Origin of the sequence: Pseudomonas sp. GL-RE-29 (assembly GCF_019947275.1) — a bacterium.
Taxonomy (GTDB): Bacteria; Pseudomonadota; Gammaproteobacteria; order Pseudomonadales; family Pseudomonadaceae; genus Aquipseudomonas; species Aquipseudomonas fluorescens_A.
Map to the genome: position 1 here is coordinate 1 of NZ_JAGYGD010000033.1, position 12,643 is coordinate 12,643.

The 12,643-nt window shown below is 61.2% G+C and carries 16 protein-coding genes; 6 read left to right on the forward strand and 10 right to left on the reverse strand.

Features of this window, described 5'->3' with window-relative positions:
- Positions 1-238: 238 nt before the first annotated feature.
- The 9 genes from KGB21_RS23070 to nrdR form a co-directional block, all read right to left on the reverse strand.
- Positions 239-976 carry a substrate-binding periplasmic protein gene (locus tag KGB21_RS23070; RefSeq protein WP_034148043.1) on the reverse strand — a complete coding sequence of 246 codons (738 nt, stop codon included), beginning with the start codon at positions 974-976 and terminating at the stop codon, positions 239-241.
- Positions 977-1,014: 38 nt separating this feature from the next.
- Positions 1,015-1,518, reverse strand: a complete 504-nt coding sequence (locus tag KGB21_RS23075) for a phosphatidylglycerophosphatase A (protein ID WP_034148044.1) — start codon at positions 1,516-1,518, stop codon at positions 1,015-1,017.
- A complete protein-coding gene (gene thiL / locus KGB21_RS23080) occupies positions 1,515-2,480 on the reverse strand; it encodes a thiamine-phosphate kinase (RefSeq protein ID WP_223506853.1) in 966 nt (321 codons plus the stop codon). Before thiL ends, KGB21_RS23075 begins: the two co-directional genes overlap by 4 nt.
- Positions 2,481-2,498: 18 nt before the next feature.
- Entirely contained in the window at positions 2,499-2,999 is a 501-nt protein-coding gene (gene nusB, locus KGB21_RS23085; RefSeq protein ID WP_003185935.1) for a transcription antitermination factor NusB, read from the reverse strand.
- Positions 2,996-3,472: a 6,7-dimethyl-8-ribityllumazine synthase gene (gene ribE / locus KGB21_RS23090; RefSeq protein WP_003228649.1), complete on the reverse strand. Its 477-nt coding sequence runs from the start codon at positions 3,470-3,472 to the stop codon at positions 2,996-2,998. Before ribE ends, nusB begins: the two co-directional genes overlap by 4 nt.
- A 242-nt stretch (positions 3,473-3,714) precedes the next feature.
- A complete protein-coding gene (gene ribBA / locus KGB21_RS23095; RefSeq protein WP_034148046.1) occupies positions 3,715-4,806 on the reverse strand; it encodes a bifunctional 3,4-dihydroxy-2-butanone-4-phosphate synthase/GTP cyclohydrolase II in 1,092 nt (363 codons plus the stop codon).
- Positions 4,807-4,836: 30 nt separating this feature from the next.
- The gene (locus KGB21_RS23100; RefSeq protein WP_223506854.1) at positions 4,837-5,499 is read right to left on the reverse strand and encodes a riboflavin synthase; all 663 of its coding nucleotides are present in this window, start codon (positions 5,497-5,499) and stop codon (positions 4,837-4,839) included.
- Positions 5,500-5,546: 47 nt separating this feature from the next.
- Positions 5,547-6,680, reverse strand: a complete 1,134-nt coding sequence (gene ribD / locus KGB21_RS23105; protein ID WP_223506855.1) for a bifunctional diaminohydroxyphosphoribosylaminopyrimidine deaminase/5-amino-6-(5-phosphoribosylamino)uracil reductase RibD — start codon at positions 6,678-6,680, stop codon at positions 5,547-5,549.
- Positions 6,677-7,141, reverse strand: coding sequence for a transcriptional regulator NrdR (nrdR, locus tag KGB21_RS23110; protein ID WP_003228656.1), 465 nt, complete (start codon positions 7,139-7,141; stop codon positions 6,677-6,679). Before nrdR ends, ribD begins: the two co-directional genes overlap by 4 nt.
- A 118-nt stretch (positions 7,142-7,259) precedes the next feature.
- Here nrdR and KGB21_RS23115 point away from each other — a divergent pair, with 118 nt between their 5' ends.
- The 3 genes from KGB21_RS23115 (at position 7,260) to trxA (ending at position 9,370) form a co-directional block, all read left to right on the forward strand.
- Positions 7,260-7,724: a YbaY family lipoprotein gene (locus tag KGB21_RS23115; protein ID WP_034148048.1), complete on the forward strand. Its 465-nt coding sequence runs from the start codon at positions 7,260-7,262 to the stop codon at positions 7,722-7,724.
- Positions 7,721-8,374 (forward strand): class I SAM-dependent methyltransferase, encoded by a 654-nt coding sequence (locus tag KGB21_RS23120; RefSeq protein WP_223506856.1) that lies wholly within the window; start codon positions 7,721-7,723, stop codon positions 8,372-8,374. Before KGB21_RS23115 ends, KGB21_RS23120 begins: the two co-directional genes overlap by 4 nt.
- Positions 8,375-8,497: 123 nt before the next feature.
- Positions 8,498-9,370 (forward strand): thioredoxin, encoded by an 873-nt coding sequence (gene trxA / locus KGB21_RS23125; protein ID WP_223506857.1) that lies wholly within the window; start codon positions 8,498-8,500, stop codon positions 9,368-9,370.
- A gap of 88 nt (positions 9,371-9,458) precedes the next feature.
- Here the strand turns inward: trxA and KGB21_RS23130 are convergent, their stop codons facing one another.
- Positions 9,459-9,803 carry a hypothetical protein gene (locus KGB21_RS23130; protein ID WP_223506858.1) on the reverse strand — a complete coding sequence of 115 codons (345 nt, stop codon included), beginning with the start codon at positions 9,801-9,803 and terminating at the stop codon, positions 9,459-9,461.
- A gap of 134 nt (positions 9,804-9,937) precedes the next feature.
- Here KGB21_RS23130 and KGB21_RS23135 point away from each other — a divergent pair, with 134 nt between their 5' ends.
- The 3 genes from KGB21_RS23135 to KGB21_RS23145 all read left to right on the forward strand — a co-directional run bounded on the left by KGB21_RS23135 (position 9,938) and on the right by KGB21_RS23145 (position 12,637).
- Positions 9,938-10,528, forward strand: coding sequence for a DUF2796 domain-containing protein (locus KGB21_RS23135; RefSeq protein ID WP_223506859.1), 591 nt, complete (start codon positions 9,938-9,940; stop codon positions 10,526-10,528).
- Between the two features lie 131 nt (positions 10,529-10,659).
- Positions 10,660-11,370 (forward strand): ABC transporter ATP-binding protein, encoded by a 711-nt coding sequence (locus tag KGB21_RS23140; protein ID WP_223506860.1) that lies wholly within the window; start codon positions 10,660-10,662, stop codon positions 11,368-11,370.
- Position 11,371: 1 nt separating this feature from the next.
- Positions 11,372-12,637 (forward strand): ABC transporter permease, encoded by a 1,266-nt coding sequence (locus KGB21_RS23145; RefSeq protein WP_223506861.1) that lies wholly within the window; start codon positions 11,372-11,374, stop codon positions 12,635-12,637.
- Positions 12,638-12,643 lie beyond the last annotated feature (6 nt).

Consider the following 12,643-nt stretch of genomic DNA (forward strand, 5'->3'; position numbering starts at 1 on the left):
CGATGAATTCCTTATCGGCGCTTCGGGTAGAAAGGGCGGGACGAGAAGTCTCCCACGGTCCGTACTGGCTAGAGTCGGAATCGAGCTTTTAGTCCCGCCCACCCCTTCAAGTCTAAACATACAAGCGAGCCTGCTCGCGATAGCGGTGTGTCAGACAAATATTCGTCAACTGGACGTCCGCTATCGCGAGCAGGCTCGCTCCTACAGGGGGTAATCGCCGACGACCGTAAAATCCGTGTTAATGCTCTTCAAATGGATAGGGTTGTTTCCAGCGCTCGAAGATCGGCTTCAACTCGCCACTTTTCACCAGTTGTTCCATGCGCTGGTCGAACAACGCCATCAGCGTGCGGGCCTGCGGGGTCTTGGCAAAGCACAGATACAGCGGCAATTCGGCGATATGGGTGCGGCGCAACTGCGATGGATCCTTCGCCCGTCTGACGACGTAATCGACTTCAGTCAGTGCATCGATGTAAAAATCGGCACGATTTTGAGTCAGCATCGAGACGATGCCGGTACGCCGTAGCACTTCGTTATAGCGGCGAACGTTGGGCAGGTAATGCTGGTAGTCGTAGCCGCGGACCCAGGCCAGACGAAAATTACCCAGGGTTTCCCGGGTCGGCACCGGACTGGTGGTCAGGCCCAGGGCATAAATGTGATCGGTGTCGAAGTTCCAGCGCGGGTAAAGCAGCTCATCCGACTCGTCACGATAGGAACCGACACAGGCATCCACTTCACCACGCTCGGCCAGGCCCATGGAGCGCACGTAAGGCTCGGTGCGGATATCCAGTTTGACGCCCGCCGGCTCGAAGACTTGCCGCAGCACGTCCCAGCCCAGCCCATGACCGTCGGCAGCGGTGTAGTCTTCCCAGTCCTCGCTGGCCAGGTGAATCACCGACGGCGTCGGCGCGGCCTCCCCCGCGCAGGCAAGCGAGCAACACAACGCGAACACCATCACCATCAAACCGCGTAGAGCCATCCCTAGTTCTCCCACTTAACGCCCCAAAACCTCTCTGGTCAGGCGAAAAACCACACCAGTCCTTGCATCGCCAACCACGCAAACACCCCGGCCAGTACGTCATCGAGCATGATCCCGACGCCGCCGTGCACATGCCGGTCGACCCAGTGAATCGGCCATGGCTTGAGAATGTCGAAGAAGCGGAACACCAGGAAACCCGCGAGCAACCACTGCCAACCTTCCGGCACCAGCCACAGGGTGATCCACATCCCGACCATTTCGTCCCAGACGATGCCTTCGTGGTCGTGCACGCGCAAATCATCGGCCACCTTGCCGCACAGCCAGAAGCCAAACAGCATGGTGATGCCCAGCATCAGCCAATAGCCCCAATCGGGCAACATCTGCCACAACGGGATGAAAGGTAGCGCGACCAACGACCCCCAGGTGCCCGGTGCCTTTGGCAAGGTGCCCGAGCCGAAGCCGAACGCCAGGAAGTGCCATGGATTGCGCCAGACCGACGGCGGTACGAATTCCGCCGGGACCTGTTTGGGATGATCTGTCACGGTGTCTCCCGAAAATGTTGATAGCCCCGGCTCTGCGGGGTGATGTCTTTTCCAGCGGCGTCCAGCAGTGTCACGCCTTGCCCGCTAACGACTCGCCCGACCACATGGATTGGCCAGCCTTCAGCCAGCAACGCCGGTAACTCGCCGGACGGCAAGGTGAAGGCCAGCACGTAATCATCGCCACCACTCAGGGCCGCAATTTGTGCGCCCGACTGGCCGAGGAAGGCAACCAGCGCTTTCGACAACGGCAAGCGCTCAATGTCCACCTGAAGTCCGACCTGCGACGCGAGGGCAATGTGCCCACAGTCCGCGAGCAAGCCGTCGGAGATGTCCAGCGCCGAAGTCGCCTTGCCGCGCAATGCCTGGCCCAATCCAAGTTGCGGTTGTGGCGACCAGTAATGCGCCAGCAACGGATCGGCGATGGCCGCATCAGCGCTGCGCTCGCCCAGCACCAGTGGTAACGCGCCGGCAGCATTGCCCAGGTCGCCACCGACACACAGCAAGTCGCCTGGTTGCGCGCCGCTGCGTGTCAGTGCCTGGCCGGACGGCACTCGACCAAACACAGTCACGGTCAGGCTCAACGGCCCGCGAGTGGTGTCGCCACCCACCAATGCCACGCCGCAACTTTGCGCCATGCGATTCAAACCACGGGCGTAGGCATCCAGCCAATCGGCGGTCACCGTCGGCAAGGTCAGGGCAAGGGTAAAGGCAACGGGAGTGGCGCCCATGGCGGCCAGGTCGCTGACGGCCACGGCCAGCGAGCGCTGACCGAGCAGAAAGGGGTCGCAAGGATCTGCGAAGTGCACACCGGCCACGAGGGTGTCGGTGGAAATCGCCAACTGCTCCCCTGGGGGAACAGCCAGCAAGGCGCAGTCATCGCCGATCCCGAGGGCAACGCCTTCGCCGCCCTGCGCACAAGGCGCGGCGGCGAAGAAATTGCGGATCAGCTCAAACTCGCCCATTGCTGATTCAAACGCCAATCAGCGCTTGAACGCCTTCACTTCAGCTTCACGCAGACGCGGGGCCAGCTTGTCGAGTACACCGTTGACGAACTTGTGGCCGTCGGTGGAACCGAAGACCTTCGCCAGCTCGATACCTTCGTTGATCACAACGCGGTACGGCACGTCGACGCGCTTGAGCAGTTCCCAGGTGGACAGGCGCAAAACCGCCAGTTCAACCGGGTCCAGCTCTTCGATGGTCAAATCGAGGCAAGGCGTGAGTGCGGTGTCGATTTCGGTCTTGAACTGCGGAACCCCGTGCAGGATCTCGCGGAAGTACGCGCCATCGACATCGCTGAAATCGTTATCGACCCGGAACTGCGCTTCGATCTCGTTCAGCGATTGCTTGGCCATGTGCCATTGGTACAGCGCTTGGGTCGCGAGCTGACGAGCTTCGCGACGCTTGACGCTTTTCGATGGCTTGCCGGCGTCCGCAGGCTTTGGATCGCGCGGGTTGAAACGATCGCTTTCGTCGCTAATCACTTGGCCTCCAACTGCGCCAGCAGGCTGACCATTTCCAGAGCGGACAGGGCAGCTTCGGCACCTTTGTTACCGGCCTTGGTGCCGGAACGTTCGATGGCTTGCTCGATGGAATCAACGGTCAGGACGCCGAAAGCGACCGGAACGCCGAACTCCATGGACACCTGGGCCAGGCCCTTGGTGCATTCGCCCGCCACGTATTCGAAGTGCGGAGTACCGCCACGAATGACTGCGCCCAGGGCGATGATTGCTGCGAACTCGCCTTTCTGAGCGACTTTCTGCGCAACCAGCGGGATTTCGAAGGCGCCAGGCGCACGGATGATGGTGATGTCGCTTTCGCTCACGCCATGGCGAACCAGGGCATCAACTGCACCGCTGACCAGGCTTTCAACGACGAAGCTGTTGAAACGGCCCACTACCAAAGCGTAGCGGCCTTTAGGGGCGATGAAGGTACCTTCGATGGTCTTCAGGGTCATTCGTTAGATCTCTTAAAGAGCCGGGACGCGTCTCGTACGCATCCCTCAGTGATATTTGAACCGCGAATACAGCGCCGGATCCCACATCGGTGTTCACTTATAAATCTCGTGGCGAGGGAGCTTGCTCCCGCTGGCTGCGTAGCGGCCTCTTGTGGGCGCTGCGCACCCAAGCGGGAGCAAGCTCCCTCGCCACAGTAAATCAAACAAGCCTTAAGTGAACAACGATGCCAAAACCCGGTGCATTATTCGGAGGGCACGTATTCTACAACTTCCAGATCGAAACCGGATATCGCATTAAATTTCATCGGTGCCGACATCAGGCGCATTTTGCGCACACCGAGGTCACGCAGGATCTGTGAACCGGCACCGACAATGCTGTAGGTGGTCGGTTTTTTCACGACCGCGTGGTCGGCGGTTTCGCGGATGTGCGCCAACAACACGTCGCCATCCAGCGGGTGACCGAGCAACAACACCACGCCACTACCGGCCTCGGCGACCGCAGCCATGGCGGCGCGCAGGCTCCAGCGGCCCGGTTGCTTGACCATCAGCAGGTCGCGCAGCGGGTCCATGTTATGCACGCGAACCAGGGTCGGCTCTTCAGCGCAGACGTTGCCCAGGGTCAGTGCCATGTGCACGTCGCCTTCCACGGAATCACGATAGGTCACCAGGTTGAATTGGCCCAGTTCGCTGTCCAGTGGCTGCTCGGCAATCCGCTGAACGGTACGTTCGTGGATCATCCGGTAGTGAATCAGGTCGGCGATGGTGCCGATCTTGATGTCGTGTTCGGCAGCGAAAGCTTCCAGTTCGGCGCGACGGGACATGGTGCCGTCGTCGTTCATCACTTCGCAGATCACGCCGCTTGGCTCGAAACCGGCCATGCGCGCCAGATCGCACGCGGCTTCAGTGTGGCCGGCGCGGGCCAGCGTACCGCCAGCCTGGGCCATCAGCGGGAAGATGTGGCCAGGGCTGACGATGTCTTCAGCCTTGGCATCACGGGCGGCGGCCGCTTGTACGGTGCGTGCGCGATCCGCGGCGGAGATGCCGGTGGTCACGCCGGTGGCCGCTTCGATCGATACGGTGAACTTGGTGCCGAAACCGGAACCGTTGCGCGGCGCCATCAACGGCAGCTTGAGCAGTTCGCAGCGCTCGCGGCTCATCGGCATGCAGATCAGGCCACGGGCGTGCTTGGCCATGAAGTTGATGTGCTCGGGCTTGCAGCATTCGGCGGCCATGATCAGGTCGCCTTCGTTCTCGCGGTCTTCGTCATCCATGAGGATGACCATCTTGCCTTGGCGGATGTCTTCAACCAGTTCTTCGATGCTATTGAGCGCCACAAGGCACCCCCCTTCTTTCGAAATTAGAGCTCAGGATTTGAGGTAGCCGTTGGCGGCCAAAAAGCTTTCGGTAATGTTACTGGAAGTCGGCTCTGCGGCCTTGTCGCCCAACAGCAAGCGCTCCAGATAACGGGCCAGCAAGTCCACTTCCAGGTTCACCCGGCGACCCGGCTGATACGACGCCATGATGGTTTCGCTCAGGGTGTGCGGAATGATCGTCAGCAAAAACTCGGCGCCATCGACTGCGTTCACGGTCAGGCTGGTGCCGTCGACGGTGATCGAGCCTTTATGGGCGATGTACTTGGCCAGTTCTTTCGGCGCGCGGATGCGGAATTCCACGGCACGGGCGTTCTCGGTGCGGGCAACCACTTCGCCCACGCCATCGACGTGACCGCTGACCAGATGCCCGCCGAGGCGAGTGGTCGGGGTCAGCGCTTTTTCCAGATTGACCGGGCTGCCGCTTTTCAGGTCGTTCATGGCGGTGCAGTCGAGGGTTTCGCGGCTGACGTCCGCCGCAAAGCCGTTGCCCGGCAGTTCAACGGCGGTCAGGCACACGCCGTTGACCGCGATGCTGTCGCCCAGTTTGACGTCGCTCAGGTCGAGCTTGCCGGTTTCGACGTGAACCCGTACATCACCGCCCTTTGGGGTCAATGCACGAATATTGCCGATGGATTCGATGATGCCGGTAAACATGAGGTTCTCCTCGAGAACAAAGCCAGCGCTGTAGCGATGGCCGGGAATTATACGCTCGCTACTGGCACAGGAATGGCGATGACTCGCCAGTCATCGCCAACCGCACGAATTTCGGTGATTTTGAGTTCCGGCGCATCCTTCATTTGCGCGAGCGGCCAGTCCAGCAGCGGCCGCGCCGAAGAGCCCAAGAACTTGCCGGCGATGAAAATCTGGAACTCGTCCACTAACCCGAGCTGGGCAAACGCACCGGCCAGACGCGGACCGGCCTCGACCAGCACTTCGTTGACCCCACGAGCGGCAAGTTCGATCAGCAGCTGATGCAGGTCGACCTGACCGTCGTAGCCGGGCACGATCAGGCATTCCGGGCCGTTGGCATATTGCTCTTCGACCGCCACGCAGGTAGCAACCAGCGCCGGGCCGGCCTTGAAAAACGGCGCATCCAGCGGCACCCGCAGGCGACCGTCGACCAGCACGCGCAGCGGCGGCCGGCTCATGGCCAGGGCGGTTTGTTCGGCGTCCAGGCCGAGTTCATCGGCGCGCACGGTCAGGCGGGCGTTGTCCGCCAGCACCGTGTCGGCGCCGGTCAACACCACGCTGGCCTGGGCGCGCAGGCGTTGAACCGCCGAACGCGCCGCCGGGCCGGTGATCCATTGGCTCTCGCCGCTTTCCATCGCCGTGCGACCGTCGAGGCTCATGGCCAACTTGACCCGCACGAACGGCAAACCGTGTTCCATGCGTTTGAGGAAGCCTTGATTGAGCTTGCGCGCCTCGCCTTCCAGCACGCCGCTTTCGGTGGCGATACCGGCCTGCTCCAGGCGTTGCAGACCACGACCGGCGACTTCCGGGTTCGGGTCCTGCATCGCCGCGACAACCCGTGCCACACCGGCATTCACCAGCGCATCGGCGCATGGCGGCGTACGGCCGTGGTGGCTGCAAGGTTCGAGAGTGACGTAAGCCGTCGCGCCCCGGGCCAATTCACCGGCGGCGCGCAAGGCATGGACTTCGGCATGGGGCTCACCGGTCCGCTCGTGCCAGCCTTCGCCGACGATCTGCCCGTCACGCACGATGACGCAACCGACCCTAGGGTTGGGGTGCGTCGTGTAATGACCTTTGCGCGCCAGTTCCAGCGCGCGGGCCATGTAATGGGCGTCGAGGATGGATTGCTCGGTGGACGTGGTCATTCTTTCACCGGTTCACGGGCCAGGCGATCGATCTCTTCGCGGAACTCGTTGAGGTCCTGGAAGCGGCGATACACCGAAGCGAAGCGGATATAGGCGACTTCATCGAGTTTTTGTAGCTCGGCCATCACCAGTTCGCCGACCACGAGGGATTTGACCTCGCGCTCGCCGGTGGCGCGCAGTTTGTGTTTGATGTGCACCAGCGACGATTCTAGACGCTCGACACTCACCGGGCGCTTTTCCAGCGCACGCTGCATGCCGGCGCGGAGTTTTTCTTCGTCGAACGGCTGGCGACTGCCGTCGGTTTTGATCAGGCGCGGCAACACCAGTTCAGCCGTCTCGAACGTCGTGAAACGCTCGCCGCAGGCCAGGCATTCACGCCGGCGGCGCACCTGTTCGCCCTCGGCGACCAGACGCGAGTCGATGACCTTGGTGTCGTTGGCACCGCAGAAGGGACAGTGCATGGTGGCAGGCAACAAAAAAAGGGAGGGCCATGGTAGCGCATCCCCGTGGCAAGACAAGCCATAGGGTTTGCGGTATACAGACTGGCTATATATGGATCACGTCTTGCCGGAGCCGCAAATGTCCCTAAGACCGCTCGTTTTGCTCAGTGTTTTCAGCCTGCTGGTGGCCTGCAGCAGCGACGCACCCAAGCCTCAGCCGCCGACCCCAGGCCCCGCGCCGGAACAGGCGCAGAAGAAAGCCAGGGAATCGGCCAACCTCGGGCCGCTGCCGGCGTATCAGCGTGAATTGAGCGGCACCTTGCAAGGCGTGCCGGCTGGTGCTGAAGTCGAGCTGGCATTGCTGGTGATCGATGAAAAAGACCGCCCGCAACAATTGCTCGCAAGTTCCAGCCTGATCGGCACCAATCAGATTCTGCCGTTCCACCTGCGCTTCAACCCGGAATCCTTTCCGGCCGGTGCCCGCGTTGAACTGCGTGGTCGCGCCAGCCAGTCCGGTCAGTTGATCCTGCATTTGCCGTCGCAAGTGATTTCCCAAGCGACCACTCAGGCGTTGGGCCAGCTGCAATTCGTCAAAGCCCCATGAGTGCACCGCTCGACCTGCAACAGGCCTTGGGTGAACTGCTGGGCGATGCACGGCTGGTAGCGTGTGAGCTGCCGGGAACCGATCTGAAGTTGTGGCTGATTGACGGCGACAACATGGACCGCGCTTTCAGCCCGGAAGAAACTCGGCGCATCCTGCATGAGCCGCCGTACTGGAGTTTCTGTTGGGCCAGCGGTTTGGCGGTGGCGCGTTATCTCGCCGAGTTCCCGGAGTGGGTCAAAGGCAAACGGGTGCTGGATTTCGGTGCCGGTTCCGGCGTCGCGGGAATTGCCGCGGCCAAGGCTGGCGCACTGGAAGTGGTGGCCTGCGACCTCGACCCGCTGGCGATTGCCGCGTGTCGGGCGAATGCTGAACTCAATGACGTGCAGTTCACCTACTCGAGCGACTTTTTCGCCGAAGCCGATCGCTTTGATCTGATCCTGGTGGCCGATGTCTTGTACGACCGGGCGAACCTGCCGTTACTCGATGAATTCTTGAGTCGTGGCAAGGAAGCCTTGGTGGCCGATTCGCGGGTGAGGGATTTTCGCCATCCGCTGTATCGGCGCATTGAAATGCTCGAAGCGATGACCTTGCCGGATCTGGCCGAGCCGGAAGAGTTTCGGCATGTGAGCCTCTACCACGCAATCCGTTAAAAGATCGCAGCCTGCGGCAGCGCCTACAGGGGAACACGGTTTAACCTGTAGGAGCTGCCGAAGGCTGCGATCTTTTGCGCCACGCCTTATAGTGCATCTATCCACGCTTTTACGAGATTGCCCATGAGTCAGGAAACGCCGTACATCTTCGACGCCACGACTGCCGATTTCGACCAGTCGGTGATCGAGAACTCTTTCCACAAACCGGTGCTGGTGGATTTCTGGGCCGAATGGTGTGCGCCGTGCAAAGTGCTGATGCCGATGCTGCAGACCATCGCCGAGAGCTATCAGGGCGAATTGCTGCTGGCCAAGGTCAACTGCGACATCGAGCAAGACATCGTCGCTCGTTTCGGCATTCGCAGCCTGCCGACCGTGGTGCTGTTCAAGGATGGTCAGCCGGTCGACGGTTTTGCCGGTGCACAACCGGAATCGGCCGTGCGGGCGCTGCTTGAGCCACACGTGCAAATGCCACCACCGGCCGCCGCCGATCCGTTCGAACAGGCCCAGGCGTTATTCGATGACAGTCGTTTTGCCGACGCCGAAGCCATCCTCAAAGTGCTGCTGGGCGAAGACAACACCAACGCCAAGGCGCTGATTCTCTATGCGCGCTGCCTCACCGAGCGTGGCGAACTGGGCGAAGCGCAAGCCGTGCTCGACGCGGTCAAGACCGATGAGCACAAGGCTGCATTGGCCGGTGCCAAGGCGCAGATCAAGTTTCTTGGCCAGGCCAAGGACTTGCCGGACGCCGCTGACCTGAAAGCGCGTCTGGCAAAAAATCCGCAGGACGACGAAGCGGTCTATCAACTGGCGGTTCAGCAACTGGCCCGTCAGCAGTACGACGCCGCGCTGGATGGCCTGCTCAAGTTGTTCGTCCGCAACCGCAGCTACAGCGAAGGCTTGCCGCACAAGACTTTGCTGCAGGTCTTCGAATTGCTGGGTAACGATCACCCGTTGGTGACCACGTACCGTCGCAAGTTGTTTGCTGCGCTTTATTAAAAGAGCAAAAGATCGCAGCCTGCGGCAGCTCCTACAGGGGTATGCGTTCCTCCTGTAGGAGCTGCCGCAGGCTGCGATCTTTTGCGGTTTATTCGATCCAGCGGTAAAGCGGCGTATCTGCGCCGCTTTCCACCTTCACATCCGGGCTATGGCGCAAACGCACCAACAGGCGTTTTCCCGCCGCCGCGCTGCCGGTCAACCCTTCCAGTTGTTCGAGCAAGTCCGGCCCGCTCAACTGCCCCGCCTTGCGCAGCAAATCCCTGGCGATCTGCCACGGCGCATCATCCTGATTCAGCGTTTTCGGTGCCGGCGTCGCACTGACTTCGGTTTTTTCCACCTGCAACTGCGCGCCGAGCCGCGCCCAGTCGGCGTCATCCATTTCCAAGGTCAAATCCACCGGCCAGTCGCCGATGCTTCCGCGAATTCGCAACATAGGTCTGCTCCTGCACATTTCTGACTTGCATGCTCCCATGGGACTTGTGCAACGCCAAGCAGACGGTCAAACTCTCCGCACTTACGTTATAAGATTACATAACAATCTTTTCATTTTACTTCCGGAGATTCCTCATGCGCCGTCTGCTGCTCGCTTTGCCATTTGCCTTGTTGCCGCTGGCCGTCGCACACGCGGCTGACGAGCATGATCATGATCACGACCATGAGCACGGCAGCCTCAGCGCTCACGAACATGGCGTGGGTCGCCTGAACGCGGCGCTGGACGGTCAGACTTTAGAGCTGGAACTGGAAAGCCCGGCAATGAACCTGGTGGGCTTCGAACATGCCGCCACCAGCGATGCCGACAAAGCCAAAGTCGCCGCCGTTCGCGCTCAACTCGAAAAACCGCTGGCGCTGTTCAACCTGCCAACAGCCGCCGGTTGCGTGGTGGCGAGCCAGGAACTGGAAAGCCCGCTGTTCGGCGGCAAACCGGATGCCGATGACGATCATGACGAAGACGCCAAGGACGAGCATCACCACGACCACAGCGAAATCCACGCCCACTACCACTTCACCTGCGCCACGCCGGGTGCGCTGAAAACCCTGAATCTGGCGAATATTTTCAACACTTTCCCGGCCACCCAAAAAATTCAGCTACAACTGATCGGCCCGAGCGGGCAGCAAGGGGTTGAAGTGACATCGAAGGCTGCTGCCCTCAAATTCTGAAATCACCCTATCCCGTAGGAACCGGCTTGCTGGCGATGAACGATAACGCGGTTCAATTTACAGGCCGCGTCGTAGCCATCGCCAGCAAACCGGCTCCTACGCAGGTCATCAACATTTATGAAATCGGCGCTATGACCCAAGCACTCATCGAATTGTCCGACCTGGGGTTCAGTTGGCCCGGTCACCCGCCGTTGCTGGACATTCCGGCGTTTCGCCTGGAACCGGGGGAAACCCTGTTCCTCAAAGGCCCCAGCGGCAGCGGCAAGACCACCCTGCTCGGCCTTCTCGGCGGCGTGCAGAAGCCCAATCGCGGCAGCATCCGTCTGCTCGGCCAGGAACTGACCGAACTCTCCGCCGGTGCCCGCGATCACTTTCGCGTCGACCACACCGGCTACATTTTCCAGCAGTTCAATTTGCTGCCGTTTCTCTCGGTGCGCGAAAACGTCGAGTTGCCATGCCACTTCTCCAAGTTGCGGGCGAAACGGGCGATCCAGCGCCACGGCAGCATCGATCAGGCCGCCGCCACGCTCCTCGCGCATTTAGGCCTGAAAGATGAAAGCATCCTCAGTCGCCGCGCCGACTCGCTGTCCATCGGCCAGCAACAACGCGTCGCCGCCGCGCGCGCATTGATCGGCCAACCGGAACTGGTGATCGCCGACGAACCGACTTCGGCCCTGGATTACGACGCCCGCGAAAACTTCATTCGCCTGCTGTTCGCCGAATGCCGCGACGCCGGGTCGAGCCTGTTGTTTGTCAGCCATGACCAGAGCCTTGCGCCGCTGTTCGACCGCCACCTGTCGCTGGCCGAACTCAATCGCGCCGCCACCCCGTCCGAGGTCTGAGATGTATTTGTTTCGTCTAGCCATGGCCAGCCTGGCTAACCGCCGCTTCACCGCGATCCTCACCGCATTCGCCATCGCCCTTTCGGTCTGCCTGCTGTTGGCGGTGGAGCGGGTGCGCACCGAGGCCAAGGCCAGTTTTGCCAGCACCATCAGCGGCACCGACCTGATCGTCGGCGCCCGTTCCGGTTCGGTGAACCTGCTGCTGTACTCGGTGTTCCGCATCGGCAACGCCACCAACAACATCCGCTGGGACAGCTTCGAACACTTCGCCAACAACCCGAAAGTGAAGTGGGCGATCCCGATGTCCCTCGGCGATTCCCATCGCGGTTATCGCGTGATGGGTACCACCGAAGCCTACTTCGAGCATTACCAATACGGCCGCCAGCAACACCTGGAACTGGCCGATGGCCGCGCCTTCGCCACCGATCCGTTTGAAGTGGTACTCGGTGCAGAAGTGGCCGAGGCGCTGCACTACAAGCTCGGCGAAAAACTGGTGCTGGCCCACGGCGTGGCGGCGATCAGCCTGGTCAAGCACGACGACAAACCGTTCACCGTGGTCGGCATTCTCAAACGCACCGGCACGCCGGTAGACCGCACGTTACACATCAGCCTCGGCGGCATGGAAGCGATTCACATCGACTGGCACAACGGCGTTCCGGCCCGTGGCGAGGGCCGAGTCAGCGCCGATCAGGCGCGCAACATGGATCTGACGCCGCAAGCGATTACCGCGTTCATGCTCGGCCTCAACAGCAAGATTTCGACCTTTGCCTTGCAGCGCGAAATCAACGAATTCCGTGGTGAACCGATGTTGGCGATCCTGCCGGGCGTGGCGCTGCAAGAGTTGTGGAGTTTGATGAGCACGGCGGAAAAAGCCTTGTTCGTGGTGTCGTTGTTTGTGGTGTTGACCGGGTTGATTGGCATGCTCACGGCGATCCTCACCAGCCTCAACGAACGTCGGCGCGAGATGGCAATTCTGCGTTCGGTCGGCGCGCGGCCGTGGCATGTTGCGACGCTGCTGGTGCTGGAGGCGTTCGCCCTGGCACTGTCCGGCGTGGTCGCCGGAGTTGCCCTGCTTTACGTGGGCATCGCCGTCGCCCAGGGTTATGTGCAAGCCAATTACGGCCTGTTTTTACCGCTGGCCTGGCCCAGCGAATATGAATGGACGCTGCTCGGTGGCATCCTGATCGCCGCGCTGCTGATGGGCAGCGTGCCGGCCTGGCGCGCGTATCGCCAATCCCTGGCCGATGGCCTGTCGATCCGTTTATGAGGACGT

What these genes read in the sequence shown, in the direction of transcription:
- KGB21_RS23070 (WP_034148043.1), bottom strand. Translation starts at nt 976, where the DNA reads ATGGCTCTACGCGGTTTGATGGTGATGGTGTTCGCGTTGTGTTGCTCG.
- trxA (WP_223506857.1), top strand. Translation starts at nt 8,498, where the DNA reads ATGAGTCAGGAAACGCCGTACATCTTCGACGCCACGACTGCCGATTTC.
- KGB21_RS23130 (WP_223506858.1), bottom strand. Translation starts at nt 9,803, where the DNA reads ATGTTGCGAATTCGCGGAAGCATCGGCGACTGGCCGGTGGATTTGACC.
- KGB21_RS23115 (WP_034148048.1), top strand. Translation starts at nt 7,260, where the DNA reads ATGTCCCTAAGACCGCTCGTTTTGCTCAGTGTTTTCAGCCTGCTGGTG.
- KGB21_RS23120 (WP_223506856.1), top strand. Translation starts at nt 7,721, where the DNA reads ATGAGTGCACCGCTCGACCTGCAACAGGCCTTGGGTGAACTGCTGGGC.
- KGB21_RS23135 (WP_223506859.1), top strand. Translation starts at nt 9,938, where the DNA reads ATGCGCCGTCTGCTGCTCGCTTTGCCATTTGCCTTGTTGCCGCTGGCC.
- thiL (WP_223506853.1), bottom strand. Translation starts at nt 2,480, where the DNA reads ATGGGCGAGTTTGAGCTGATCCGCAATTTCTTCGCCGCCGCGCCTTGT.
- ribD (WP_223506855.1), bottom strand. Translation starts at nt 6,680, where the DNA reads ATGACCACGTCCACCGAGCAATCCATCCTCGACGCCCATTACATGGCC.
- nrdR (WP_003228656.1), bottom strand. Translation starts at nt 7,141, where the DNA reads ATGCACTGTCCCTTCTGCGGTGCCAACGACACCAAGGTCATCGACTCG.
- KGB21_RS23100 (WP_223506854.1), bottom strand. Translation starts at nt 5,499, where the DNA reads ATGTTTACCGGCATCATCGAATCCATCGGCAATATTCGTGCATTGACC.
- ribE (WP_003228649.1), bottom strand. Translation starts at nt 3,472, where the DNA reads ATGACCCTGAAGACCATCGAAGGTACCTTCATCGCCCCTAAAGGCCGC.
- KGB21_RS23140 (WP_223506860.1), top strand. Translation starts at nt 10,660, where the DNA reads ATGACCCAAGCACTCATCGAATTGTCCGACCTGGGGTTCAGTTGGCCC.
- KGB21_RS23145 (WP_223506861.1), top strand. Translation starts at nt 11,372, where the DNA reads ATGTATTTGTTTCGTCTAGCCATGGCCAGCCTGGCTAACCGCCGCTTC.